Annotated in this window: 25 protein-coding genes and 1 pseudogene; 16 read left to right on the forward strand and 10 right to left on the reverse strand. The window is 69.7% G+C overall.

The window, feature by feature from the left end:
- Positions 1–67: 67 nt before the first annotated feature.
- From V8J38_RS04185 to mnmH, 3 genes are read left to right on the forward strand one after another with little or no spacing between them, the layout of a single operon-like run.
- Positions 68–1,069 (forward strand): TraB/GumN family protein, encoded by a 1,002-nt coding sequence (locus V8J38_RS04185; protein ID WP_338578021.1) that lies wholly within the window; start codon positions 68–70, stop codon positions 1,067–1,069.
- A 31-nt stretch (positions 1,070–1,100) separates the two neighbouring features.
- Positions 1,101–2,156: a selenide, water dikinase SelD gene (gene selD, locus V8J38_RS04190; RefSeq protein WP_338578022.1), complete on the forward strand. Its 1,056-nt coding sequence runs from the start codon at positions 1,101–1,103 to the stop codon at positions 2,154–2,156.
- Positions 2,156–3,208, forward strand: coding sequence for a tRNA 2-selenouridine(34) synthase MnmH (gene mnmH / locus V8J38_RS04195; RefSeq protein WP_338578023.1), 1,053 nt, complete (start codon positions 2,156–2,158; stop codon positions 3,206–3,208). The genes selD and mnmH overlap by 1 nt, the downstream gene beginning before the upstream one ends.
- Here the strand turns inward: mnmH and tldD are convergent.
- The 4 genes and pseudogenes from tldD to V8J38_RS04215 form a co-directional block, all read right to left on the reverse strand.
- Entirely contained in the window at positions 3,205–4,635 is a 1,431-nt protein-coding gene (gene tldD / locus V8J38_RS04200) for a metalloprotease TldD (RefSeq protein ID WP_338578024.1), read from the reverse strand. The genes mnmH and tldD overlap by 4 nt on opposite strands.
- Positions 4,636–4,886: 251 nt before the next feature.
- Complete coding sequence (locus V8J38_RS04205) at positions 4,887–5,666, reverse strand: GIN domain-containing protein (RefSeq protein ID WP_291779621.1); 780 nt, start codon at positions 5,664–5,666, stop codon at positions 4,887–4,889.
- A gap of 24 nt (positions 5,667–5,690) precedes the next feature.
- On the reverse strand, positions 5,691–6,257 hold the full coding sequence (locus V8J38_RS04210) for a DUF1700 domain-containing protein (protein WP_291779624.1): 567 nt from the start codon (positions 6,255–6,257) through the stop codon (positions 5,691–5,693).
- A gap of 116 nt (positions 6,258–6,373) precedes the next feature.
- Positions 6,374–6,685 (reverse strand): annotated as a pseudogene (locus V8J38_RS04215) (PadR family transcriptional regulator); the annotation flags it as partial.
- A gap of 264 nt (positions 6,686–6,949) precedes the next feature.
- On the opposite strand from V8J38_RS04215, the gene coxB reads away from it, so the two are divergent.
- The 11 genes from coxB to V8J38_RS04270 all read left to right on the forward strand — a co-directional run bounded on the left by coxB (position 6,950) and on the right by V8J38_RS04270 (position 17,134).
- A complete protein-coding gene (gene coxB, locus V8J38_RS04220; RefSeq protein ID WP_422388317.1) occupies positions 6,950–7,903 on the forward strand; it encodes a cytochrome c oxidase subunit II in 954 nt (317 codons plus the stop codon).
- Positions 7,904–7,926: 23 nt separating this feature from the next.
- Positions 7,927–9,573, forward strand: coding sequence for a cytochrome c oxidase subunit I (ctaD, locus tag V8J38_RS04225; protein WP_338578026.1), 1,647 nt, complete (start codon positions 7,927–7,929; stop codon positions 9,571–9,573).
- Between the two features lie 65 nt (positions 9,574–9,638).
- On the forward strand, positions 9,639–10,616 hold the full coding sequence (gene cyoE, locus V8J38_RS04230) for a heme o synthase (RefSeq protein WP_338578027.1): 978 nt from the start codon (positions 9,639–9,641) through the stop codon (positions 10,614–10,616).
- A 5-nt stretch (positions 10,617–10,621) separates the two neighbouring features.
- Entirely contained in the window at positions 10,622–10,876 is a 255-nt protein-coding gene (locus V8J38_RS04235; RefSeq protein ID WP_338578028.1) for a hypothetical protein, read from the forward strand.
- Between the two features lie 5 nt (positions 10,877–10,881).
- Positions 10,882–11,457 carry a cytochrome c oxidase assembly protein gene (locus V8J38_RS04240; protein WP_291779638.1) on the forward strand — a complete coding sequence of 192 codons (576 nt, stop codon included), beginning with the start codon at positions 10,882–10,884 and terminating at the stop codon, positions 11,455–11,457.
- 42 nt (positions 11,458–11,499) lie between these two features.
- Positions 11,500–12,378: a cytochrome c oxidase subunit 3 gene (locus tag V8J38_RS04245; RefSeq protein WP_291779643.1), complete on the forward strand. Its 879-nt coding sequence runs from the start codon at positions 11,500–11,502 to the stop codon at positions 12,376–12,378.
- 92 nt (positions 12,379–12,470) lie between these two features.
- Entirely contained in the window at positions 12,471–12,800 is a 330-nt protein-coding gene (locus tag V8J38_RS04250) for a DUF983 domain-containing protein (RefSeq protein ID WP_338578029.1), read from the forward strand.
- Positions 12,800–13,528, forward strand: a complete 729-nt coding sequence (locus V8J38_RS04255; RefSeq protein ID WP_338578031.1) for an SURF1 family protein — start codon at positions 12,800–12,802, stop codon at positions 13,526–13,528. Before V8J38_RS04250 ends, V8J38_RS04255 begins: the two co-directional genes overlap by 1 nt.
- 55 nt (positions 13,529–13,583) lie before the next feature.
- Positions 13,584–14,798: a M16 family metallopeptidase gene (locus V8J38_RS04260; protein ID WP_291779899.1), complete on the forward strand. Its 1,215-nt coding sequence runs from the start codon at positions 13,584–13,586 to the stop codon at positions 14,796–14,798.
- Positions 14,799–14,843: 45 nt separating this feature from the next.
- Positions 14,844–15,464, forward strand: coding sequence for a GNAT family N-acetyltransferase (locus tag V8J38_RS04265; RefSeq protein WP_291779652.1), 621 nt, complete (start codon positions 14,844–14,846; stop codon positions 15,462–15,464).
- On the forward strand, positions 15,461–17,134 hold the full coding sequence (locus V8J38_RS04270) for a putative bifunctional diguanylate cyclase/phosphodiesterase (RefSeq protein WP_291779656.1): 1,674 nt from the start codon (positions 15,461–15,463) through the stop codon (positions 17,132–17,134). Before V8J38_RS04265 ends, V8J38_RS04270 begins: the two co-directional genes overlap by 4 nt.
- Before the next feature lie 7 nt (positions 17,135–17,141).
- On the opposite strand, the gene V8J38_RS04275 is transcribed toward V8J38_RS04270, so the two are convergent.
- Complete coding sequence (locus V8J38_RS04275) at positions 17,142–17,711, reverse strand: YqgE/AlgH family protein (RefSeq protein ID WP_286949768.1); 570 nt, start codon at positions 17,709–17,711, stop codon at positions 17,142–17,144.
- Between the two features lie 135 nt (positions 17,712–17,846).
- Here V8J38_RS04275 and V8J38_RS04280 point away from each other — a divergent pair, with 135 nt between their 5' ends.
- Together V8J38_RS04280 and V8J38_RS04285 are read left to right on the forward strand one after the other, a co-directional pair.
- Positions 17,847–18,335, forward strand: a complete 489-nt coding sequence (locus tag V8J38_RS04280) for a peroxiredoxin (RefSeq protein ID WP_291779660.1) — start codon at positions 17,847–17,849, stop codon at positions 18,333–18,335.
- 44 nt (positions 18,336–18,379) lie between these two features.
- Positions 18,380–18,802, forward strand: coding sequence for a very short patch repair endonuclease (locus tag V8J38_RS04285; RefSeq protein ID WP_338578032.1), 423 nt, complete (start codon positions 18,380–18,382; stop codon positions 18,800–18,802).
- On the opposite strand, the gene V8J38_RS04290 is transcribed toward V8J38_RS04285, so the two are convergent.
- The 5 genes from V8J38_RS04290 to V8J38_RS04310 all read right to left on the reverse strand — a co-directional run bounded on the left by V8J38_RS04290 (position 18,799) and on the right by V8J38_RS04310 (position 23,437).
- The gene (locus V8J38_RS04290) at positions 18,799–20,640 is read right to left on the reverse strand and encodes an ATP-binding protein (protein ID WP_338578033.1); all 1,842 of its coding nucleotides are present in this window, start codon (positions 20,638–20,640) and stop codon (positions 18,799–18,801) included. The two genes, V8J38_RS04285 and V8J38_RS04290, sit on opposite strands and share 4 nt — an antisense overlap.
- A 125-nt stretch (positions 20,641–20,765) precedes the next feature.
- The gene (locus tag V8J38_RS04295) at positions 20,766–21,803 is read right to left on the reverse strand and encodes a quinone-dependent dihydroorotate dehydrogenase (RefSeq protein WP_338578034.1); all 1,038 of its coding nucleotides are present in this window, start codon (positions 21,801–21,803) and stop codon (positions 20,766–20,768) included.
- Between the two features lie 2 nt (positions 21,804–21,805).
- Entirely contained in the window at positions 21,806–22,159 is a 354-nt protein-coding gene (locus V8J38_RS04300) for a DUF952 domain-containing protein (protein WP_338578035.1), read from the reverse strand.
- Entirely contained in the window at positions 22,156–22,650 is a 495-nt protein-coding gene (locus tag V8J38_RS04305) for a SixA phosphatase family protein (protein ID WP_338578036.1), read from the reverse strand. The genes V8J38_RS04300 and V8J38_RS04305 overlap by 4 nt, the downstream gene beginning before the upstream one ends.
- 10 nt (positions 22,651–22,660) lie before the next feature.
- Positions 22,661–23,437 (reverse strand): class I SAM-dependent methyltransferase, encoded by a 777-nt coding sequence (locus tag V8J38_RS04310; RefSeq protein ID WP_338578037.1) that lies wholly within the window; start codon positions 23,435–23,437, stop codon positions 22,661–22,663.
- Positions 23,438–23,475: the final 38 nt, after the last annotated feature.

The following is a 23,475-nucleotide window of genomic DNA, read 5'->3' on the forward strand; positions in this document are numbered from 1 at the left end:
ATTAAATCGCTGACAGCATTACGGAATAGTCACGTGCGGCGGATTGGCGAGGCCTTAGTATAGGGGCATGAAAGCTCGCCTCGCGCCGATCGCCCTTCCCGCTCTGCTGGCCGCTCTTCTGGCCGTGTCCGCGGTTCCGATCGCGGCCCGCGCCGGCCAGGCCCAGACCGAGGCGGCGACGCGGGTGGACGAGGTGGTCGTCAGCGCGCGACGGGCGGGCGCGCCCATGTGGACGGTGCGGCGCGACGGCGAGGGGGTGATGATCCTGGTCGGCGCCATCGAGGAGGCGCCGCGCGGCTTTGAATGGCGGGCGCAGGCGCTGGAGGAGGCCGCCGCGCGTTCCGACCGCATCCTGTTCCCGCAGCGCGGCCGCGCCTCGCCCGCCGACGTCCTGCGCCTGATGTGGCGCATCCGCACGATCGGCTGGCTGCCCGAAGGCGCGACGACCGCCGACTATCTCTCGCCTGAGGATCAGGCGCGGCTGGAAGCCGTGATGGCGACCGAGAAGAACGATCAGTGGAGGCGCGAAAGCCTGCTGCTGCTCGCCATCGGCCTGATTCAGGACAAGGCGGGCGAAAAGGGATCGCGGCCGGTCGGCGCCGACGACGCCGTGCGTCGCGCCGCCCGCAAGGCGCGCGTGCCGGTCCGCTCCATCGGGGTGGTGCGCGGCGCCGACCTGGTGGAAAGCCTGATCACGGCCCCGCCCGAGACGCACCGGGAATGCCTGCGCGCGGCTCTGTCCGCGGCTGAGCTGGGACCGGACGCGGTGCGTCTGCGGGCCGAGGCGTGGCGCGGGCTGCGGGTGGCCGAGGTGCTGGCCTCGCCGGTGGATCAGGCGGTGGACCGCTGCTGGCCGTGGGGCGATCCGCAGATCGGGCGGCAGTTGCGCACGGAATGGACCGAGGCGGTCGCCGAGGCGCTGACCCAGCCCGGCCTGACCATGGCGGTCGCGCCGCTGCGCCGCCTGGCCGAGCCGGACGGCGTGCTGGATGAGCTGGAGGCCCAGGGCTTCGAGGTGGACGGCCCGGAATGGCGCGCGGCCGCCTCCGTCCAGCACGAAGGCGGTTGACGTCCGGCGTGCGAAGGCCGACGCCGGGGGCATGAGCGAGACCGAACCCAGACTCACGTCCCTGGCCCATGGCGGCGGCTGCGGCTGCAAGATCGCGCCTGACGTCCTGCAGTCCATCCTGGCCTCGACTCCGCGCACGGCGGCCTTCGCCGATCTGATGGTGGGGACCGAGACCTCGGACGACGCGGCGGTCTGGCGGTTGAACGAGCAGCAGGCCCTGGTGGCGACGACCGACTTCTTCATGCCGATGGTGGACGACCCGTTCGACTTCGGCCGGATCGCGGCGGCCAACGCCCTGTCAGACGTCTACGCCATGGGGGCGACGCCGATCTTCGCCCTGGCTATCGTCGGGATGCCGGTCGGCAAGCTGTCGCCCCAGACCATCGGCCGGGTGCTGGAAGGCGGCGCGTCGGTCTGCGCCGAGGCGGGCGTGCCCGTGGCGGGCGGTCACTCCATCGACAGCCTGGAGCCGATCTACGGTCTGGTCGCCCTGGGCCTGACGCATCCCGACCGGGTGTTGACCAATCGCGGGGCGCGGGCGGGCGACGTGCTGATCCTGACCAAGGCGCTGGGCGTCGGCGTGCTGAGCGCCGCCTATAAGCAGGGGCGGCTGGAGACGGGCGGCTATGAAGCCCTGATCGGCTCGACCACCAGGCTGAACACGCCGGGACCGAGGCTGGCGGCGACGGACGGCGTCCATGCGGTGACGGACGTGACCGGCTTCGGCCTGCTGGGCCATGCGCTGGAGATGGCGCGCGGCGCGGGGATGACGGTCGAGATCGACGCTGAAGCTCCCGACTTCCTGGACGGATCGCCCGCTTTGGCGCAGGCGAGGGTGCGGACCGGGGCCTCGGTGCGCAACTGGGCGGCCTATGGCGAGGCGGTGACGCTGGACGCCGAGCTGCCGGAATGGCGGCGCGACCTGCTGACCGATCCCCAGACCTCGGGCGGCCTGCTGATCGCCGTCGCGCCCGAAGCGGCGGAGGCGGTGATGAGCCTGGTTCAGGATCTGGGCTTCGCCTCGGCGCGCCGCGTCGGCCGGGTCCGCGAGGGCGAACCGGCGGTGGTCGTCAAGGCGGCCGGCTGATGGCGCGGCTGACGGCGGACGTGTCGCTGGCGGCGCTCGCCCGCTACGACGCCGTCATCGACGTGCGCAGTCCCGGTGAGTTCGCCGAGGATCACCTGCCCGGCGCGATCAACCTGCCGGTGCTGGACGACGCCCAGCGCGCCGAGGTGGGAACCCTCTACGTCCAGACCTCGAAATTCCTGGCCCGCCGCCTGGGCGCGGCCCTGGTGGCGAGGAATATCGCGGCGCATCTGGAAGGGGCGCTGAGCGACCGCGACGGAAGCTTTCAGCCTCTGGTCTATTGCTGGCGCGGGGGGCAGCGCTCGACGGCCATGACCACGGTGATGGATCAGGTCGGCTGGCCCGTCACGCGGCTGGAGGGCGGCTATCAGACCTGGCGTCGGACGGTGGCCGCCGCCCTGCATGATCCACAGGCGGCCCCGGCGCTGAAGCTGGTTCTGCTGGACGGCCTGACCGGCAGCGGCAAGACCGAGGTGCTGGCGCGCCTGGCCGATCACGGCGTCCAGAGCCTGGATCTGGAGGGGCTGGCGGCGCATCGCGGCTCCCTGTTCGGACGCACCGAGGCGGAACAGCCGTCGCAGAAGCTGTTTGAGAGCCGTCTCTACGCCGCCCTGTCCGCTCTGGATCTCAGCCGCCCCGTGGTGGTCGAGGCCGAGGCCAGCCGCATCGGCCGCCTGACGGTGCCGCCCGCGCTGTGGGCGGCGATGAAGGCGGCGCCAACCCTACGTCTGGTGGCTCCGTTCGAGGCGCGGGTCGAGCGGGTGCTGCGCGACTATCAGGCGGCGACTGAGGATGCGGCCGTGCGCGACGCCCTGCTGACGCGGATGCCCAGCCACCACAGCCGCGAGCGGATCGCGCAGTGGCGCGCCCTGTCGCAGGCGGGCGACCTGCGCGCCCTGGCGACGGCCCTGATGCGCGAGCACTACGACCCGGCCTATCGCCGGGCGTCTGCGGGGACGCGCGATCTGGGTGAGATCGTCATGGACGGCGACGTGAACCGTGCGGCTGAGGCGATCGCGGCTTCCCTCTCCCGATGGGAAAGGGTCAGTTAGACCGTCGTGCCGCCGACGGTCAGGCCGCCGATCTTGAGGCTGGGCTGGCCGATGCCGACGGGGACGCCCTGACCAGCCTTGCCGCAGGTGCCGACGCCGGGGTCGAAGGCGAAGTCGTCGCCGATCATCTGGATCTGGGTCAGGGCCGTGGCCCCGTCGCCGATCAGGGTGGCGCCGCGGACCGGGGCGGTGATCCTGCCGTCCTCGATCAGATAGGCCTCGGTGCACTGGAAGACGAACTTGCCGTTGGTGATGTCCACCTGGCCGCCGCCGAAGTTGGCGGCGTAGAGCCCGCGCCTGGTCGAGGCGATCATGTCGGCCTGCGAATCCTTGCCGCCTTCCATGAAGGTGTTGGTCATGCGCGGCATGGGCGTGTGGGCGAAGGACTGGCGGCGACCGTTGCCGGTGGCGTTCGCCCCCAGCTGACGCGCCGACAGCCGGTCGTGCATCAGGCCGACCATGATGCCGTCCTCGATCAGCACGGTGCGCGAGGTCGGGGTGCCCTCGTCGTCGAACGACAGGGAGCCGCGACGCCCGGCGATGGAGCCGTCGTCCACGACCGTCACGCCCGGCGCGGCCACGCGCTTGCCCATCATGCCGGTGAAGACCGACGAGCCCTTGCGGTGGAAGTCGCCCTCGAAGCCGTGACCGACCGCCTCGTGCAGCAGGACGCCGGGCCAGCCCGCGCCCAGCACCACGTCCATCTCGCCCGCCGGACAGTCGACGGCTTCCAGATTGACCAGGGCCTGACGCAGGGCCTCGTCCACCTGGGCCTGCCAGCGTTCGGGGGCGACCCATTCTTCAAAGCCCGCGCGGCCGCCCGCGCCGGACGAAGCGCTCTCGCGCTTGCCGTCCTTCTCCACGGTGACGGAGACGTTCAGCCGGACCAGAGGGCGCAGGTCGCTGAGCAGCCGCCCGTCCCCGCGCAGGATGTCGATGGCGCGGCGCTCGCCGACCAGTGAGGCCGAGACCTGCACCACGCGCGGATCGCGGGCGCGGGCCCAGGCGTCGATCTCGGCCAGCAGGGCGATCTTGTCCGAGAAGGCCGGGGCCAGCAGCGGATCGACCGGATCATAGAGACGCTGGTTGGTGGCGCGCGGCGCCTCGGCGGCGGTTCCGTCATAGCCGCGCTTGGCCAGGGCGGCGCTGTCGGCGGCGCGGCGGATGGCGGCGGCGGAGATTTCATTGGCGTGGGCGTAACCGACCGTCTCGCCCGCCACGACGCGCAGGCCAAAACCTTCAACAGCATCGTAGGAGGCGCCCTTCAGCCGCCCGTCGTCGAAGACTAGGGATTCGCTCTCGGTCTTTTCGAGGAACAGCTCCCCGTCGTCGGCGTCCGACAGCGCGGTCTGCAGGATCGACAGGGCCTCGTCCGGGGCTACGCCCGCGGCGTCGAGGATGGGGGAGGGGGAGGCGACAGTGCTCATGGACGCTAGATAGGGGTTGCGGGGGCCGCCGTCACGGGGGCAGCAAAAACCCTCTCCTGTTGGGAGAGGGCTTGAGCCTCCAAGAGCCGAAGGCGATTGGCTAAGGCGAAAGGGTGAGGGTTCGCGGTTGATAAGGTCGCGCGGCGGCTTGCGCCGACTGACGGGACAAGCCCCTCACCCTTTCGCGCCAGAACGACGGCTGCGCCGCCGTGCGCTCAAGCCCTCTCCCGCCGGGAGAGGGTGAGCGTTTGTCAGTCCTGCGACACCTCGCCCGAGCCGCTGACCGACTGGCGCAGTTCGGCAGGGCGGCGGGTCAGGCGGACCTCGCCGCTGCCCGAGACGTCGACCTCGGCCTTGCCGCTGGGGCCGACGCGGACGTCGCCCGAGCCGCTGACGCGCACCTTGGCGTCATCGACGATCAGTTCGTCCATGCGGGCGTCTCCGGCGCCGGAGACGTCGACCGTCACGGTCTCGGCGCGGCCCTGGACCCGCACGTCGGACGAGCCGGTCAGCGTCAGGTCCAGCGACGGCTGGTCGTAGCCGCGGATCTTCAGCTCGGTCGGACCCGACAGATCGAAGGCCTTCACCGAGGGGGCCTTGATGATGATCTTCAGGGCGTCCGTCTCGCTCCAGCCGCGAATGCCGGTGCGCGTCCAGCGGACATAGCTGCGGTCGCCCCGCGGGGCCTCGTCCAGCGTCAGGCGGCCGTTGGAGAAGCGCACCCGATCAACCACGCTCTGGGCGCCCGAGACGGTGATGCCCGGCGTCTCGGCCTGCTGGTCGTAGACGACGTCGGCAGGGATGTTGATCGCCAGGCGCTCGTCGCCCGTCCATTCGATGGTGCGCGTGGCGTCGGGCGAAACCTGACCGCGCTCGACGGTGAAGCCGCTGTCGCCGGCCTCATCGTCGGTGATGACCCAGGTCCAGTCGTGGCGGGCCAGGTCGCGGCCGCCCACGGCGAAGGCGCCGCCGATGCCGACGATGGCCAGGATCAGGCCTGCGCCGGAGATGATGAGCAGATTGCGGATCATGACTGTGTTCTCCTCTCTCTGGCTTTAGGCCTGGGGTTCCAGGGCGGGCTTGATGACGCGGTAGTGCAGGCGGGCGTACCAGACGGTGGCGTCGATCAGCCACTTGGTCAGCAGGGCCATGGTCCCGATCATGAAGATGCCCATGCCCATCAGGCCGACGCCCAGCAGCGCGGCGGCCAGCGCCCCGCCCGGCAGGCCCATGAAGGCGCCCGCCACCATGACGAAGCCGCCGGCGATGAAGACGCCGACCCCGCCCAGAAGCAGGGACAGAACCGTGCCGAAGACGGGCAGGGCGATGGGCAGGAGGATCAGGATGTCGATGGCGCCCAGGCCCAGGATGCCGAACACGGCCCCGGCGGCGGATGAGGCTGACGGCTCCTGACGCCAGCGCTGGGCGCCGGCCTCGGCCTTCAGTTCGCGGGCGAGGCGATCGGGATCGCCCAGGGCCTCGGCCACCTCGGCCTCGCTGCGCCCGGCGGCGGCGCCGTCGGCGAAGTGGGCTTCATAGTCGGCCACGATCTCATTGGCGGTGGTTGCGGGCAGGCCCACCAGGCCGCGGCGCAGGCGCGCCAGGAATTCCGCGCGGTTCATTGGTCCTCTCCCCTGTCAGCGTGGGCGGTCGATTCGGTCTTGGCGCTCTGATCGAGCAGGGCGGGCGTTTCGGCCGGGGCCTCGGCGACGATGACGCTTTCGTCGTCATCGCCCGCGATCAGGGCCTCGACGGCGCGGGCGAACGCCCGCCACTCGCCGGTCTGACCGTCCAGGGCGCGGCGGCCCGCGGCGGTCAGGCGATAGTATTTGCGCGACGGGCCGCTGGATGATTCGACCAGATAGGTCTCGACCAGGCCGTCGGTCTGCATCCGCCGCATCAGCGGATAGATGGTGCCTTCCCCCATGCCGATGGCGTCGGACAGGCGGCTGGCGATCTCATAGGCGTAGCTGTCTCGCCGGGCGAGCAGGGCCAGGACGCATAATCCCAGCACGCCTTTCTTCAGTTGGATGTCGATGGTGTCGGGCATGAAATCCCTCTCGGTCGTCCCTCGTTCGGGTATCCAAGGGGTATCGCAAGGTATCTTGCTGTGCAAGGTAGCTATCGAAACATGACAGCGATTTAATCGACCGCATTTTGTCGAGACGGCGCCATAGGTGCGCTTGATCGCTTGGCAAGGGCGATCCGAGCCGATAAGGACCGGCCCATGACACGCCGAGGTCCTCTGGGCCCGGCGACGCTTGCGAATTGCTCGCAAACGTCTGCTGCTGAACGGTTTATGAGGACTTCTCGAATGGGGATGGGCATGCGAGCCATGGCGCGGTTGGGAGGCGGTATCGCCGCGACCGCCCTTGCCGCCATTTTCGCCGCGCCGGCGATGGCGCAGGATGTGTTGGGTCAGCCGACGCCGGCAGGCCTGGGCCTGCAGACGGCCGGCGCGCCGCTGGCGCATGAGGCCCACTTCTTCCACAACATCGTGCTGATGCCGGTCATCACCGCGATCTGCGTCCTGGTGCTGGCGCTGCTGGTGTGGATCGCAATCCGCTACAACAAGCGCGCCAACCCGACCCCGGCCAAGTGGAGCCACAACACGGTCATCGAAGTGATATGGACCGTGGTGCCGGTGCTGATCCTGGTCGGCATCTCCCTGTTCTCCTTCCGCCTGCTGTTCGCCTACCATGACTATCCGGATGCGGACGTCACGGTGAAGATCACCGGCAATCAGTGGAACTGGGGTTATGAGTATCCGGACCAGGGCGTGGCTGAGTACATCTCGAACATGCTGCCGGAAGACAAGGCTCCGGCGCACCTGTACCGCCTGGCCGCCGACGAGCCGATGGTGGTGCCGGTCGGCGAGAACGTCCGCCTGCTGATCACCGCCTCGGACGTGATTCACGCCGTGGCCGTGCCAGCCTTCGCCATCAAGGTGGACGCCGTTCCGGGCCGCGTGAACGAGACCTGGTTCCGCGCCGAGAAGGAAGGCGAATACTATGGTCAGTGCTCCGAACTGTGCGGCGTCGACCACGCCTTCATGCCGATCCACGTCAAGGTGGTGAGCAAGGACGCCTTCGCCGCTTGGGTCGCCTCCAAGGGCGGCTCCATGACCAAGGCCGCCGACGAAGCCGCCGCCGCGCCCGCCGTCGCCGAAGCGCCCGCCGCTCCGGCTGCTGACGCCGCCGCCCCGACCGACGCCGCGCCTGCGGCCCCCGCAACCGCCGCCGCGCCCGCCGCGCCGGCTGCTCAGTAAGAGAGACGCGAGAGCCCAGATCCATGGCCACCGCTGCACTTCACGATTCACACGACCATAAGCCGGGCTTCTTCACCCGCTGGTTCCTGTCGACCAACCACAAGGACATCGGGATTCTGTACCTGGTGTTCGCCATCTTCACCGGCCTCGTCGGCGGCGCCCTGTCGGGCCTGATCCGCTGGGAACTGGCCGAGCCGGGCATTCAGCTGTTCAAGGAAGGTACGATCATCCAGTACCTGGGTCTCGTTGAGGCCTCCAAGCACGGCTACAACGCCACGGTCACGGCGCACGCCCTGATCATGGTGTTCTTCGTCGTCATGCCGGCGACGATGGGCGGCTTCGGCAACTACTTCATCCCGATCATGATCGGGGCGCCGGACATGGCCTTCCCGCGCCTGAACAACATCTCGTTCTGGCTGATCTTCTTCGCCTTCGTGCTGCTGGTGCTGTCGATGTTCGTCGACGGCGGGCCGGGCCGCGGCTTCGGCGGGGGGTGGACCTCCTATCCGCCGCTGTCGACCATGGGCCATACGGGGCCGTCTTTCGACCTGGCGATCTTCTCGCTGCACGTCGCGGGCGCTTCGTCGATTCTGGGCGCGATCAACTTCATCACCACCATCTTCAACATGCGCGCGCCGGGCATGACCCTGCACCGCATGCCGCTGTTCGCCTGGGGCGTGCTGATCACGGCCTTCCTGCTGCTGCTGTCGCTGCCGGTCCTGGCGGGCGCCATCACCATGCTGCTGACCGACCGTAACTTCGGCACCTCGTTCTTCGACCCCGCCGGCGGCGGCGACCCGGTGATGTACCAGCACCTGTTCTGGTTCTTCGGCCACCCCGAAGTGTACATCATGATCCTGCCGGGTTTCGGCATGATCTCGCACATCGTCTCGACCTTCTCGAAGAAGCCGATCTTCGGCTACCTCGCCATGGCCTACGCCATGGTCGCCATCGGCTTCATCGGCTTCATCGTGTGGGCTCACCACATGTACACGGTCGGCATGAGCGTGAACCTGCGCGCCTACTTCGTGGCTGCGACCATGATCATCGCCGTGCCCACGGGCGTGAAGATCTTCAGCTGGATCGCCACCATGTGGGGCGGCTCCATCACCTTCAAGGCGCCCATGCTGTGGGCGATGGGCTTCATCTTCCTGTTCACCGTCGGCGGCGTGACCGGCGTGGTCCTGTCCAACGCCGGCATCGACTACAGCCTGCACGACACCTACTACGTCGTGGCGCACTTCCACTACGTGCTGTCGCTGGGCGCCATCTTCTCGATCTTCGCGGCCTTCTACTACTGGTACGAGAAGATGTTCGGGGTGAAGTACAACGAGTTCCTGGCCCAGGCGCACTTCTGGATCATGTTCATCGGCGTGAACCTGGTGTTCTTCCCGCAGCACTTCCTGGGCCTGCAGGGCATGCCGCGTCGCTACATCGACTACCCGGAAGCCTTCACCTACTGGAACCACGTCTCGTCGGTCGGCTACCTCATCACCATCATCGGCGTCGCCGTCTTCCTGGTGATGCTGCTGGAGTCGGCCGTCCGTCGCCGCAAGGCCGAGGCCAATCCGTGGGGCGAAGGCGCCACCACCCTGGAGTGGACCCTTTCCTCGCCGCCGCCGCACCACCAGTTCAACGAACTGCCGGTGGTCAAGGCGGACAACCACTGATCCGTATCGGATAGACCCGGAGAGGCCGCCCTTTCGAAACCGGAAGGGCGGCCTTCGCGCTTTATATGACCATGACCGAACGCCCCGCCCGCGAGCCCCCCCTCGTCACCACGTCCCAGCCGGAAGACTTCTTCCAACTGCTGAAGCCGCGCGTCATGTCGCTGGTGGTGTTCACGGCGGTGACGGGCCTGGTCGTGGCGCCGGGGCAGCTGAGCTGGGTCAACGCCATCGTCGCCGTCCTGTGCATCGCCATCGGGGCCGGAGCGGCCGGCGCTCTCAACATGGCCGTCGAGGGCGAGACCGACGCCCTGATGCGCCGTACGCGCGGCCGACCGGTCGCCGCCGGCCGCGTGCGCAAGAACGACGCCCTGGCCTTCGGCATGGTGCTGTCGGTCTTCTCGGTCATGCTGCTGGGCATGACGACCAACTGGCTGGCCGGCGGGCTTCTGGCCCTGACCATCGTCTATTACGCCTGGCTCTACACCCTGGTGCTCAAGCGCCGCACGCCCCAGAACATCGTCATCGGCGGCGCGGCGGGCGCCCTCCCGCCGGTGATCGGCTGGGCCGCAGTGACGGGCGACGCGCCCTGGCAGGCCTGGCTGCTGTTTCTGATCATCTTCATGTGGACGCCGCCCCACACCTGGGCCCTGACGCTCTATTCGGCCGGCGACTACGCCAAGGCGGGCATTCCGATGATGCCGGTGGCGCGCGGGGCCAAGTCCACGCGTCTGCAGATCCTGCTCTACAGCCTGGTCTTCGTGCCTGTGGCGATCGCGCCGGCCTTCACCGGCCTGGGCGGGCCGATCTATCTGGTGGTGTCGGCGGTCGGGGGGCTGGGCTTCCTGGCCCTGGCCTTCCGCCTGTGGCGCTCGCGCGCGGGCGACCAGCCCGACAAGGCCGAGGCCGTGGGGCGAGAGGCCGCATTGTATGACGTTCGGGTCGAGGCCAAACCGGCTCGCAACCTGTTCGCCTTTTCGATCTTGTACCTGATGGCGTTGTTCTCGGCCCTGTTGGTCGAGCATCTGTCGGGCGTCGGAGTCTGAATCCCATGTCCAAACCAGAGTTCCTGAAGCTGAACGATGAACAGGTCCGTGCGCGCAAGCGTCGCAACGTGGCCATCGCCCTGGGCCTGCTGGCCTTCATCGCCCTGGTCTACACCGTGACGGTGTCGCGCATGCACGCCAACAACCAGGCGCGGCATGAAACCGAGGCGGCGGCCCTGGCCACGCTGGAGAGGGCCGATCCGGCCCTGCCGGCGCCGGTCCAGCCGGACGCCCCCGCGGCTGTAACCCAGGAGCCTTGAGGGCTGTGAAGAACAAGAATTCGGTCGCGCTTCTGTGCGCGGCTCTGGTGATTCTGATGACGGGCGCGGCCTTCGCCGCCGTGCCGCTGTACCGGCTGTTCTGCCAGGTCACCGGCTTTGACGGCACGGTGAAGAAGGCCGAGGCCGCGCCGACGGCGGTTCTGGACCAGGAAGTCCTGATCCGGTTCGACACCAACGTCCGCGACCTGCCGATGAAGTTCCGCGCGGAGCAGACCAGCCAGAAGGTTCGCATCGGCGAAACGGGCATGGCCTATTTCGAGGTGACCAACACCTCGGACCAGCCGATCCACGCCACGGCCGCCTATAACGTGGTGCCCGAGCGGGCCGGCCCCTATTTCCAGAAGCTGCAATGCTTCTGCTTCGAGGGGCAGGAGATCGCGCCGGGCGCGACGGTTTCCTTCCCCGTGCAGTATTTCGTGGCGCCCGAAATGGCGACCGACGCCGAGGTGAAGGGGGTGCGCCAGATCACCCTCAGCTACACCTTCTTTCCAACCAAAGGCTTTCAGCAGGCCGTTGCGAACGACTCTGCTGTTGGCAAAGCCGGAGAGCGGGGGCTATAGCCCTCTTCAAACGACTCTCGCCTTAATTCAGAGACCTTGGGAATGGCTGACGCTCACGCGAAACCGCAACACGACTACCATCTGGTAGACCCCAGCCCGTGGCCGCTGGTCGGCTCCATGTCGGCCTGCATCATGTTCATCGGGGCTGTGGTGTGGATGAAGGGCCTGTTCGGCCTGGAAGCCGGCACCAAGTGGCTGTTCTTCGCCGGCCTGGCCGGCGTCCTGTTCACCATGTTCTCGTGGTGGTCGGACGTGGTGAAGGAAAGCCGCAAGGGCGACCACACCCCGGTCGTGGGCATCGGCCTGCGTTACGGCATGGTGCTGTTCATCGCGTCGGAGGTGATGTTCTTCGTCTCCTTCTTCTGGATGTTCTTCGACATGGCGATCTTCAATGAAGCGCGCACGATCATCCCGGAAGTCGGAAACTGGGCGGACACCGCCGCCGCCTGGCAGACCTGGCCGCCCAAGGGCGTCGAACTGCTGGACCCGTGGAGCCTGCCGCTCATGAACACGGTCATCCTGCTGCTGTCGGGCACGACCCTGACCTGGGCGCACCACGCCCTGATCTCGGGCGACCGCAAGGGCGCCAAGCTGGGCCTGCTGATCACCGTCCTGCTGGGTGTCCTGTTCACCGCGGTTCAGGCCTACGAGTATTATCACATCCTGCACGGCCACCTGTTCTTCAGCGAGGAAGCGGCCCAGGCGAAGCTGTACGGCTCCATCTTCTTCATGACGACGGGCTTCCACGGCTTCCACGTCCTGATCGGCACCATCTTCCTGGCGGTCTGCCTGCTGCGCCTCTACGCCGGCCAGATGACGCCGCAGAAGCACTTCGGTCTCGAAGCCGCCGCCTGGTACTGGCACTTCGTCGACGTGGTGTGGCTGTTCCTCTTCGTCTTCATGTACGTCGTCTTCGGTTGATCGAACCCGACGGACAAGTCGAGCTTTCGTCGGCGCGGGGCCCCAAGCCCCGCGCCGATTTGCTTGTCTGGCCCGCCGTGCGCGCAGGGCTCATGGGACGCTGTCCGGCCTGCGGGCAGGGGCCGCTGTTCGAGGGCTTCCTGAAACGCCGCTCGACTTGCGAAGTCTGCGGCTATGATCTGGGGGCGGTCGAGACCGGCGATGGGGCGGCGACCTTCATCATGCAGATCGCCGGCTTCCTGGTGGGCTTCTCGGCCCTGGCCGTCGAGATCGCCTGGAGCCCGCCGATCTGGCTGCACCTGATCATCTGGCTGCCGCTGGTCGCGGTCCTGGCCGTGGCCTTGATGCGGCCCGGCAAAGGGCTGATGACCGCCCTTCAGATGCTGCGTCAGCGCGGCGCCGATTCACACCGAGAGACCTGATGACCGTCGCCGCCCGGCCTCGCTTTCCCATCATCCTGACGGCGGTCGCCGTCCTGCTGCTCGGCGTCCTGCTGGCTCTGGGCGTGTGGCAGGTGCAGCGGCTGCAGTGGAAGCTGGACCTGATCGACAAGGCTGAGGCCGCTGCGGAGCAGGCGCCGATCGCCCTGACCGACGCCCTGGCGCTGGAGGATCCCGAGTTCCGCCAGGTGGTCGTGACCTGCCGGGGCCTGAACGCGGCCCCCTTCGTCGAGCTTCAGACCATCGAGGACGGAGACGCGGGGGTGCGGCTGATCTCGGCCTGTCCGGTCGAGGGGCGGGGGACGGTGCTGGTCGATCGCGGCTTCCTGCCGGCGGATGTCGCCGAGCGTCCCGCCGTGCGCGCCGACGCCGCGGCCATGCCGGTCGTGATCGCAGGCGTGGTGCGCCAGGCGCCCGGCCCCAACGCCCTGACGCCGCCCCCGTCGGGCAAGATCTTCTACGGCCGCGACCGGGCGGCCATGGCTGAGGCTCTGGGCGTGACGGAGGCCGTCTCGCCCTACACCGTCTATGCGACCACCTCGGCCAACCCGGAGCTGACGGGGTTGCGGCCGGTGGCGCCGCCCGCCGCCTTCAGCAACAACCACCTGGGCTACGCCCTGACCTGGTTCGGCCTGGCGATCGTGCTGGTCGTCTTCTACGCGGTCCTGCTGCTGCGCCGCTATCGTCCCATGCCTGCCAAGGACCGCTGACCTGACTGCTCGCCTTCACACCCTGTCCAACGGCGTGCGCGTCGTGTGCGACCCCATGCCCGGCCTGCGCACCATCGCCGTGACCGTGGCCGTCAACGGCGGCGCCCGCATGGAGGACGAAGTCCATTCCGGATGGTCGCACCTGCTGGAGCATCTGGTCTTCAAGGGCGCGGGCGACATGGGCGCGCGCGAGATCGTCGAGCGCATCGAGGCCGAGGGCGGCTCGATCAACGCTGCGACCGGCTATGAGCGCACCAGCTTCGACGTGCGCGCGTTGAAGGGCAGCCTGCCGCTGGCCATGCAGGTGTTGTCCGACCTGGTGTTCCGCCCGACCCTGTCCCCCGAGGAGATCGAGCGCGAGAAGGACGTGGTGGCTCAGGAGATCGCCGAGGCCTTCGACACCCCCGACGACCATGTGTTCGAGATGGCCCAGACCCAGGCCTTCGCCGGCCAGGCCCTGGGGCGGCCGATCCTGGGGTCGGTCCCCAGCCTGGCCCCCGCCGACCGGGCGGCCGTCGCCGACTGGCGCGCCCGTCTCTACTCGCCCGACCGCATGGTGGTGGCGGTTTCCGGCGCGGTCGATGAGGCCGAGTTGCTGACCCTGGCCGAAACCTGGTTCGGCCAGGCGGCGTCGGCGCCGGGCGAAACGACGGCGCCGGCCGTCTTCACGGGCGGCGAGGCGCGGCTGGCGCGCAAGATCGAACAGGCCAATCTGGTGTTCCAGCTTCCCAGCCTGGGGGTGAGCGATCCGCGCCAGCCCGCCGTGCGCCTGTTCACCGAAATCCTGGGCGGGGGCATGGCCTCGCGCCTATTCCAGAGCGCGCGCGAGGATCGGGGGCTGGCCTACGCCATCGACGCCTATCACGAGACCTATGACGATCTGGGCCTATTGGGCGTCTACGCCGGAGCGGCGGCCGAGCGCTCTCTGGAGTTGGCCGAGCTGTGCGCCGCCGAGATCCTCGACCTGGCCGAAAGGGGGCCGACGGACGCCGAACTGGCGCGGGCCAAGGCGGTGCTGAACGCCAGCCTGTGGATGGCCGACGAAAGCCCGGCCAGCCGCTCGGGCCGTCTGGCGGGGCAGACCCTGGCGTTCGGCGCACCCGTGTCGTCCGAGGACAGCGCCGCCCGCATCGAAGCCCAGACGGCCGACGACCTGCGCGTCGTGGGCCGGCTCATGGCGGCGCCGGGGCTGTCGGCGACGGCGGTGCTGGGGCCCCGGGCGGCGGGCGGGGCGGGGCGCGCCTTCCGTCAGCGGATGGCGGCGGGCTGATCGCGGCCTGCTGACGCCGGGACCGCTTCGCGCTATCGTTTGACCATGGCCCTGTTCGACTGGATGGCCGAGGCGACCGGACCGGTCCTGAACGGGCAGGGGGTCGTGCTGCGCCCGCCGCGTCCCTCCGACTACTTGGCCTGGGCCTCCCTGCGCGAGGAATCGCGCGACTATCTGCAGCCGTGGGAGCCGGCCTGGGCCGAGGACGACCTGACCCGCGCCGCCTTTCGTCGCCGCCTGGGCGTCTATGCGCGAGAGATGGAGCAGGGGACGGCCTGGCCGTTGTTCGTCTTCGATCCGGCGGACGAGGCCCTGCTGGGCGCCATCACCCTGTCCAACATCCGGCGCGGCGTGGCCGAGACCGGCACCCTGGGCTACTGGATCGGTCGCCCCTATGCGGGGCGGGGCGTCGGCACGGCGGCGGTCCGGGCCATGCTGGCTCACGCCTTTGGAAGCCTGGGACTGCATCGGGTCGAGGCGGCCTGCGTGCCGACCAACCATGCTTCGCACCGTGTGCTGGAAAAGGCGGGCTTTCGTCAGGAAGGCGTCGCCCGGGCTTATTTGAAAATTAACGGCCGTTGGGCAGACCATTTGCTGTTCGGCGTCCTCCAGGAGGAGTTCGACGCCAGAGTCGCCCATTCCGTCAGAGTATCGGACCCGTCTTGAGCACACGATCCAGAGCCCTGACGTGGGACCCCACCACGGCGATCGAAGCCCTTGCGGCGGCGGACGCCGCCCTGTGGATATGGACGCCCGCCGAGGATCAGATCCGCTTCACCGGGGCCACCCGGCCGCTCGGCCTGGGGCCGCTGGCGCCGCAATGCTCGGGCGCGGCCTTCACCGCCCTGGCCCTGCCGCAGGACCGGGCTCTGGCGGATCGTCTGCTCAAGCCGCAGGCCGAGGGGACGGAGATCGCCGTGCGCCTGCGGATGCGCGGCTGCGAGACCTGCCTGTGGCGCGGCGTCTGGCTGGAGGACGGCTTGCGCGCGGCGGGCATCGTCGCCCTGGAGACCAAGTTCGCGGGCGCCGACCGGGACACGCTGACGGGGTTGCTGGATCGACGCACCTTCCTGGTGCGCGTGGCCGAGACGCTGGGGACAGCGGGCGACTATGAAATGGTGGTGGCCGATCTGGATCGGCTGCGTCGTCTCAACGAAGCCTTGGGCCATGAGCGCGCCGATCTGGTGCTGTCGGCCCTAGGGTCGCGCCTGTCGGCGGCCTTCTCCGAGGACTGCATCCCGGCCCGCATCGGCGAGGACGAGTTCGCCGTCCTGGTGCGGCGCGGCGGCAGCGGCGCCAGCGGCAGCGAACGGCTGCGCGAGGCGCTTGAACAGCCGTTGCGGCTGGCGGGTTTCGACATCTATCCCACCCTGTCGATCGGCGCCGTGACGGCCGAGGGCGGACCGGACGCGCCGGACGCCGCCGAACTGCTGCGCCGGGTCGAACTGGCGGTCGAACAGGCCAAGCAGGCGGGACGCGGCGGGGCGGCGGCCTATGGTCGGGCGCTGGAGAGCGACAGCCTGTCTCGTCTGGCGCTGGAGGCGGACCTGCGAAACGCCTTCGTGCGCGGCGAGATCGAGCCCTTCTACCAGCCGATCGTCAACCTGGGCACGGGCGCGGTGGCGGGCTTCGAGGCCCTGGCCCGGTGGCGTCATCCCCGGCGCGGCCTGGTGCCGCCGGATGAGTTCCTGACCCTGGCCGATGAAATGGGCCTGATGAACGAGCTCGGCCTGCTGATGATGACCCAGGCCGCGCGTCAGTTGGCCGAGTGGCTGCAGCGCCATCCCGGCGCCGGGCGGCTGTTCTGCAGCGTCAACCTGTCGGTGGGCGAGATCGAGCGCGCCCATCTGGTCGAGGACGTGGCCCGCATCATCAAGGAAGCCGGCCTGCCGCGCGGCGCCCTGAAGCTGGAAGTCACCGAGGGCGACATCATGCGCGACACCGCGCGCGCCGCCGAGGTGCTGAAGGCCCTGCGCGAGGCAGGGGCCAGTCTGGCGCTGGACGACTTCGGCACGGGCTTCTCGTCCCTGTCCTACCTGGCCAAGCTGCCGTTCGACACGCTGAAGATCGACCGCTATTTCGTGCTGACGATGGACAAGGACGAGGGCTCGGCCAAGATCGTCAAATCGGTCGTCAACCTGGGACGCGACCTGGCGCTGGAGGTGGTGGCCGAAGGGGTGGAGAACGCGGTCCTGGCCAAGCTGTTGCTCGACGACGGCTGCCACTACGGTCAGGGCTTCGGCTATGCGCCGGCCCTGCCCGCCCAGGAGGCGGAGGTCTATCTGAACGAGTCCCTCGCCGACGGGGCCGCTCCGATCAAGGCGCGCTCGGTCTAGGCCGCCGTCAGGCCCGGCCGCTCTGGCTGGACAGACGGGCGGCGTCGACGCCGAGGGCGGCCAGGGCGCGGCTCCATTTGGTGTCGTAGTCGGCGTCGAAGATCAGGGCCGGGTCGGCGTCCGTCGTCAGCCAGATGTTCTCGTTCAGCTCTTCCTCGAGCTGCCCCTCGCCCCAGCCGGCGTAGCCCAGCAGCAGGATGGAGCGGCTGGGTCCGTCCTCGGCGTCGGCCATGGCGGCCAGGGCGTCGCGGGTGCCGGTCAGGGCCAGACCCTCGCCGAAGGTCAGGCTGGCGTCCTCGCTGGTCCAGTCGTCCGTGTGCAGGACGAAGCCGCGCTCGCGCTCGACCGGGCCGCCGATCAGCACTGAACGGTCGCCCGCGGCGTCGTCGATCGGCGTGTCCAGCTTTTCAAGGACCTCGGCCAGGGACACGCCCGGCGCGGGCTGGTCCAGGCGCAGGCCCAGAGCGTGTTCATCGTCGTGGGCGCAGATCAGGATGACGGCGTGGCGGAAGCGATCGTCGTCGATACCCGGCATCGCCACCAGAAGACGCCCGGTCAGGGAGGAGAAGGCGGTCATGCCCCTATCATCGGGGCGGACGATGGCGGGCGCAAGCCATTCTCAGGGCCCCACGCGCTTGGCGATCCCCCTGCGGGTCTCTATCTGACTCCCATCGTCCTGGATCGTCCGGGCCGAACTCCCGGAGACCCCGACATGACCATCCAGATCGGCGACCGCATTCCCGACGCCACCCTGACGACCATGACGCCCGACGGCCCCAAGCCGGTCACGACGGCCGAGCTGTTCGGCGGCAAGACGGTCGCCCTGTTCGCCGTGCCGGGCGCCTTCACCCCGACCTGTTCGGCGCGCCACCTGCCGGGCTATGTCGACCATCGCGCCGATTTGGCGGGCAAGGGCGTGGACACCGTCGCCTGCGTCTCGGTCAACGACGCCTTCGTCATGGGCGCCTGGGCCAAGGACAATGAACTGAACGGCGCCGACGACATCGTCATGCTGGCCGACGGCAACGGCGACTTCACCCGCGCCGTGGGCCTGTCGCTGGATGCCAAGGGCTTCGGCATGGGCGAGCGCTCGCAGCGTTACTCCATGCTGGTCAAGGACGGCGTGGTCGACCAGCTCAACATCGAGCAGGGCGGCGAGTTCAAGGTCTCCTCGGCCGAGCACCTGCTGGCCCAGCTGTGATGAGCGTCGTCGCCCAGACGGCGGCCCGAACGGCCGGTTGAGCCATGGGCGACGTCTTCACCCCGGAAAAGCGCAGCGCCGTCATGCGGCGGGTGAAGGGGCGCGACACCGCGCCCGAACTGAAGGTCCGGCGCCTGCTGCGGGGCGCCGGGATCGGCTATCGGCTGGGCGGCTGCGGCCTGCCCGGCCGACCCGATGTGGTGATGAAGGGGCGACGCGTCGCCCTGTTCGTCCACGGCTGTTTCTGGCACGGCCATGATTGCCCGCGCGGCGCGCGCCAGCCCCGTTCCAACGCCGACTACTGGCTGGCCAAGATCGATCGCAACCGGGCGCGCGACGGCCGCGTCGCCGCCGAGCTGGCGGCGGCGGGTTGGCGGGTGCTGACCTTGTGGGAGTGCGAGCAGAAGACGCCGGATTGGGGCGAGCGGCTGCTGGCTGAGGTGCGGGGCGAAGCCGACGCCGGTTAGGCCACGGCCTGGGCGCCGACTTCAGCGTCGCCGGCGGGGTCCAGGACTTCGCTCAGGGCGGTGAGCAGCACCGCCGGCGTCAGCGGCTTGGCCACGAAATGGTTCATGCCGGCCTCCAGACAGGCGGCGATGTCCTCGGGAGAGGTGTCGGCGGTCACGGCGATGACCGGCGCGTCGGCGTTCGGTCCGCCGCCCGCGCGCAGGCGGCGCGTCGTCTCGCGACCGTCCAGTTCGGGCATCCGCACATCCATGAAGATGACGTCGAAGATGTCGGCGTCACAGGCCTTGAGGGCAGCCATGCCGTCCTCGGCCATGGTCAGTTCGCAGTCGAGGGCCTGCAGGATCACCTGAACGGCGCGGCGGTTGATGGCGTGGTCGTCCACCACCAGAACCCGCAGCGGGCGTTCGGCGTCGTGGTCCGGCTCGGCTGGGGCGGCGGCGAGGGGCGTTTCCGTCTCTTCGCGCGGCGCAGACGGAGCGTCCATTGGGAGCGGCCGCCGGGTCGGCGTCGCGGCGGACGGGGCGCCGGTCAGAGGAGGGGCGGCGAGGAAGGCGGCGACTTCACCGTCTCCTTCGCCTTCCGACAGGGTGAGGGCGACGGTGAAGGTCGACCCCTGGCCCGCCTCGCTGCGGACCGTCAGCCGACCGCCCATCAGTTCGATCAGGTCGCGGCTGATCGCCAGGCCCAGGCCTGAGCCGCCGTAGCGGGCGGCCACGCCGTCGGCGGTCTGGTCGAAGGGAGTGAAGAGGCGCTCCAACTGGCTGGTCGTCATGCCCGGCCCCGTATCGGCCACGTCGATCAGCAGGACATGGCGCCCGGCCTCGTCCCGCCAGGCGCACAGTCGGACGGTGACGGCGCCGGAGTCGGTGAACTTCACCGCGTTGGAGATCAGGTTGTTGAGCACCTGGCGCAGGCGCATGGCGTCGCCCTGGACGATGCGAGGCATATAGCGCGAACCGTCGAGACGCAGGCGCAGGCCCTTGGCGCGGACGGGACCCTGCCACAGACGGAAGGTGTGGTTGAGCAGGTCGCGCAGATCGAACCCGCGCGTCTCGACCTTGAGGCGGCCGGCGTCGAGGCGGGCGTGATCGAGCAGGTCGTCCAGCAGCTCCTTCATCATCAGACCGGCGTCCTCGATCATGGCTGTCTGCTGGCGGGTCGAGGAGGAGGAGGGCGCAGCGACGCGGCTCAACTCATGCGCGCCGGTCAGGATGGCGCCGATCGGGGTGCGCAGATCGTGGGCCACGGCGGCCAGAAGGGCGCTGCGTCCCGCCATGATGCTTTCGGCTTCGCGGCGCTTGTCGTCCGCCTCCTTGAGGGCGCGGGCCTCGGCCGCGCCCGCCGCGTAGAGGCGGCTGCGCGTGGTCAGGCAGAAGAAGACGAAGGCCAGAACCCCGACGGCCACCGGCAGGATGAAGCGTCCCTCGACGCTTGACTGAGCCATGAAGAACGGCGTCAGCGCCAGGACCGCCACCTGGGGCGTCACGGTCCAGATGAAGACCCGCAGATTGCCGGCCGAGGCGATGACCGAATTGATCGCGCCCGCCGCCAGCAGGGTGGTGGCGACCACGCCGCCGGGCAGCCCGCCCAAGGTCCACAGGGGGATGGCGATGCTGGCGTAGACGCCGGCGTTGGCCGTCAGGGCCAGGTCGCCCAGGGCGCCGCGCCAGCCCTTGAGCGTCATCGCCTGGCCGCGCGTCACCGATGCGAACGCGGCGGCCTCGGCCAGTTGCAGCAGCAGATAGACAGCCAGCCAGACGAGGCAGAGCGACAGGCCGAGGATGGGGCTGAACAACAGGGCGCAGGCCAGACCCACGACGAGTCGTTGGGGCAGCATCTTGTGCCGCTGTCGGATGGCGGAAGCCCACCCGCTCCGGGATGCATCGGTCTGCGTCATGCGGCGATCCGAACGGGCGACGGCGCCCTTCCGTTGCATCATGGCGACGGAGACCTAATGCTCCGTCAACGGCCGGAGCCGACCGCTTCGGCCACGCTGGAAAAGCCCTCGGCCCGCAGACGGGCCGCCAGATCGCGCTTGATCCGGCCGACCATGCCGGGGCCTTCATAGATCATGGCCGAGTAGACCTGGACGGCCGAGGCGCCCGCGCGGATGCGGGCCCAGGCGTCCGCGCCGTCGGCGATCCCCCCGACTGCGATCAGCGGCAGGCGCCCGCCGGCGGCCTCGGCCGCCGCCTCCAGCGCTTTCTGGGCAAAGGGTTTCAGCGGGGCGCCCGACAGGCCGCCCGCCTCGCCCTTATAGGCGGACCGCAGGGAGGCGGGGCGCTCCAGCGTCGTATTGGACACGATCAGGGCGTCGATATGATGGGCGATGGAGGCCTCGACGATCATGCCGATCTCCTCGCTGATCAGGTCGGGCGCGATCTTCAGGAAGACCGGCGCGCCGTCGACGGGGCGGGCCTCATGGATGCGGCCCAGCAGGTCGTCCAGCGCCTCGCGTCCCTGAAGCGCGCGCAGGCCCGGCGTGTTGGGCGACGAGATGTTGACGGTGAAATAGTCGGCCAGCCCCGCCAGCCGCTTCAGCCCCGCGACATAGTCGGCGGCCTTGTCCTCGGTATCCTTGTTGGCGCCCAGATTGGCGCCGATGGCGGTGCGGGTCGGACGCCGGGCCAGACGGGCGGCGAAAGGCTCCAGCCCCTCGTTGTTGAAGCCCATGCGGTTGATGATGGCCCGGTCTTCGGCCAGGCGGAACAGGCGCGGCCTGGGGTTGCCGGGTTGGGCGCGCGGGGTGACCGAGCCGCACTCCACCGCGCCGAAGCCCAGGCGCGACAGGCCTTCCAGCGCCTCGCCGTTCTTGTCGAGACCGGCGGCCAGACCGACGGGATTGGACATCTCCAGCCCTGCGATCGTGGTCTTCAGGATCGGATCGTCGGCGCCGGGCGCGGGCAGGGGCGTCATCTGCAGGGCGCGAATGGCCAGGCGGTGCGCGGCTTCCGGATCGAGTTGGCGCAGCGCCCAGGCGCCGAGGTCGGTCAGGCTCATGTTCAGGCGGTCTCGTCGAGGATCATGAGGCCGTCGGCCGTCACCGACAGGGCGCGCGCGGCGCGCGTCGCCGCGACGGGCAGGGGGCCGTAGATGTGAGGAAACAGGGCGCCGCCGCGCGACGGCTCCCAGATCAGGGCGTCGCCCAGGGCGGTCAGATCCACCTCGACCAGCATCAGGTCGGCCTGACCGGCGTAGTGTTTGGCCGCCGTGGCTTCCAGCTGATCGGCTGCGGACAGGTGGATGTAGCCGTCGGCCCGGTCCGCCGCCGAGCCGTCATAGCGGCCCTCGGCCAGGGCGGCGCGCCAGTCGGCGCGGCTCAGGATCTTGAAGGCGATGTCGGGTCGGTCGGTCACGCTACGGTCTCCGGGGTCAGCCAGCCTTCATAGGACGGGCGCCCGGCGACATCGACGCTGAAGACCGCCGCCGCCCCGGTGGGGAAGCCGCCGCTCATCTTGTCCAGCACCGCAGGCGAGGCGGCGCTCTCGATCAGGTATTCGACCGCCAGCTGATGCACGCCGGGGTTATGGGCGATCAGCAGCAGGCAGCCCGCCTGGTCCTCGGCCGCCTCGACCGCGCGGCGCAGGACGTCGGCGGGGGCGTTGTAGAGGGCGTCGGAGACGTGCAGCTCCACATCGCCGAAATGCTCGCTGACCCCGTCCCAGGTGTCTCGCGTGCGCTGGGCGCCCGAGACCAGAGCCATGTCCGGCTTCATGCCGCGTTCGGCCAGGGCGCGGCCCATGGCGGCGGCGTCGCGGCGGCCGCGTTCGCTCAAGGGCCGGGCTGTGTCGCCGCCCGGCGCCGAGGCTTCGGCCTTGGCGTGACGCATCAGGATCAGTCTCTGCATGGCGAGGGCTTTACGGCTGTTTGCGCGCGGCGCCCATAGGGTGCGCGGGACGGGCGCGCGCATGATCGCGCGCGGCGGGGGAGGGGGTCAGGGACGGGCGCCCGGCCAGCACGGCCTGGGCCAGGCCGCCGGGCCGCACGCGGGCGTAGGCGCGACGCGAGGCTTCCAGCATGATCAGGCCCGCCGCGCCGGGAAACAGCTTCGGCCCCACCTGCTCCAGACCGTCGGCCAGCGGCAGCATCGGCCGCCACGGCGGGACGTAGAGGGCCTGGGACCAGGCGGTCGGCTCCAGCCCGACCTCGCGCACCAGCCGCTCCAGCTGGCCGCGCGTGAAGGGGCGGCCGTGGCCGAAGGGGGTGGTCTCGGCCCGCGCCCACATGCCGCCGCGCGCGGCCGCCGCCAGGATGATCCGCCCGGCCGGGGCCAGGACGCGCACCGCCTCGGCCAGCAGGCCCTGCGGATCGTCGGCCTCTTCCAGCGCATGGACCAGCAGGATGCGGTCGAACGTCCCGGCCGCGAAGGGCAGGCGCCGGTCGTCGACCAGGACTGTGCGGTTGCGTCCCGCCGCCGCCCATTGCTCGGCGCCCTGTCCGCCCGGCATGGCGGCGATCACCCGGCGCGCGCCGATGAAACCGTCCAGCCAGGGCGTGGCGTAGCCCAGACCCAGGACGTCGCAATTGTTGGCCTCGCCCCAGGCGTCCTCCAGCCGTCGCGCCAGCATACGCCGGGCCAGCGCGCCGGTCGGCTCGCCATAGAAGGTGCGGAGATCGTCGATGCTGCGGCGCATGGGGCCAGTATGGCGGATTTCGCGGCGGATGTCGGCTT

The sequence above is a fragment of the Brevundimonas olei genome (assembly GCF_037055245.1).
GTDB classification, from domain to species: Bacteria; Pseudomonadota; Alphaproteobacteria; order Caulobacterales; family Caulobacteraceae; genus Brevundimonas; species Brevundimonas olei.

Coding starts and splice junctions, on each gene's coding strand:
- V8J38_RS04185 (WP_338578021.1), top strand. CDS start 68: ATGAAAGCTCGCCTCGCGCCGATCGCCCTTCCCGCTCTGCTGGCCGCT.
- selD (WP_338578022.1), top strand. CDS start 1,101: ATGAGCGAGACCGAACCCAGACTCACGTCCCTGGCCCATGGCGGCGGC.
- mnmH (WP_338578023.1), top strand. CDS start 2,156: ATGGCGCGGCTGACGGCGGACGTGTCGCTGGCGGCGCTCGCCCGCTAC.
- tldD (WP_338578024.1), bottom strand. CDS start 4,635: ATGAGCACTGTCGCCTCCCCCTCCCCCATCCTCGACGCCGCGGGCGTA.
- V8J38_RS04205 (WP_291779621.1), bottom strand. CDS start 5,666: ATGATCCGCAATCTGCTCATCATCTCCGGCGCAGGCCTGATCCTGGCC.
- V8J38_RS04210 (WP_291779624.1), bottom strand. CDS start 6,257: ATGAACCGCGCGGAATTCCTGGCGCGCCTGCGCCGCGGCCTGGTGGGC.
- coxB (WP_422388317.1), top strand. CDS start 6,950: ATGGGGATGGGCATGCGAGCCATGGCGCGGTTGGGAGGCGGTATCGCC.
- ctaD (WP_338578026.1), top strand. CDS start 7,927: ATGGCCACCGCTGCACTTCACGATTCACACGACCATAAGCCGGGCTTC.
- cyoE (WP_338578027.1), top strand. CDS start 9,639: ATGACCATGACCGAACGCCCCGCCCGCGAGCCCCCCCTCGTCACCACG.
- V8J38_RS04235 (WP_338578028.1), top strand. CDS start 10,622: ATGTCCAAACCAGAGTTCCTGAAGCTGAACGATGAACAGGTCCGTGCG.
- V8J38_RS04245 (WP_291779643.1), top strand. CDS start 11,500: ATGGCTGACGCTCACGCGAAACCGCAACACGACTACCATCTGGTAGAC.
- V8J38_RS04250 (WP_338578029.1), top strand. CDS start 12,471: ATGGGACGCTGTCCGGCCTGCGGGCAGGGGCCGCTGTTCGAGGGCTTC.
- V8J38_RS04255 (WP_338578031.1), top strand. CDS start 12,800: ATGACCGTCGCCGCCCGGCCTCGCTTTCCCATCATCCTGACGGCGGTC.
- V8J38_RS04260 (WP_291779899.1), top strand. CDS start 13,584: ATGCCCGGCCTGCGCACCATCGCCGTGACCGTGGCCGTCAACGGCGGC.
- V8J38_RS04265 (WP_291779652.1), top strand. CDS start 14,844: ATGGCCCTGTTCGACTGGATGGCCGAGGCGACCGGACCGGTCCTGAAC.
- V8J38_RS04275 (WP_286949768.1), bottom strand. CDS start 17,711: ATGACCGCCTTCTCCTCCCTGACCGGGCGTCTTCTGGTGGCGATGCCG.
- V8J38_RS04280 (WP_291779660.1), top strand. CDS start 17,847: ATGACCATCCAGATCGGCGACCGCATTCCCGACGCCACCCTGACGACC.
- V8J38_RS04285 (WP_338578032.1), top strand. CDS start 18,380: ATGGGCGACGTCTTCACCCCGGAAAAGCGCAGCGCCGTCATGCGGCGG.
- V8J38_RS04290 (WP_338578033.1), bottom strand. CDS start 20,640: ATGCTGCCCCAACGACTCGTCGTGGGTCTGGCCTGCGCCCTGTTGTTC.
- V8J38_RS04295 (WP_338578034.1), bottom strand. CDS start 21,803: ATGAGCCTGACCGACCTCGGCGCCTGGGCGCTGCGCCAACTCGATCCG.
- V8J38_RS04305 (WP_338578036.1), bottom strand. CDS start 22,650: ATGCAGAGACTGATCCTGATGCGTCACGCCAAGGCCGAAGCCTCGGCG.
- V8J38_RS04310 (WP_338578037.1), bottom strand. CDS start 23,437: ATGCGCCGCAGCATCGACGATCTCCGCACCTTCTATGGCGAGCCGACC.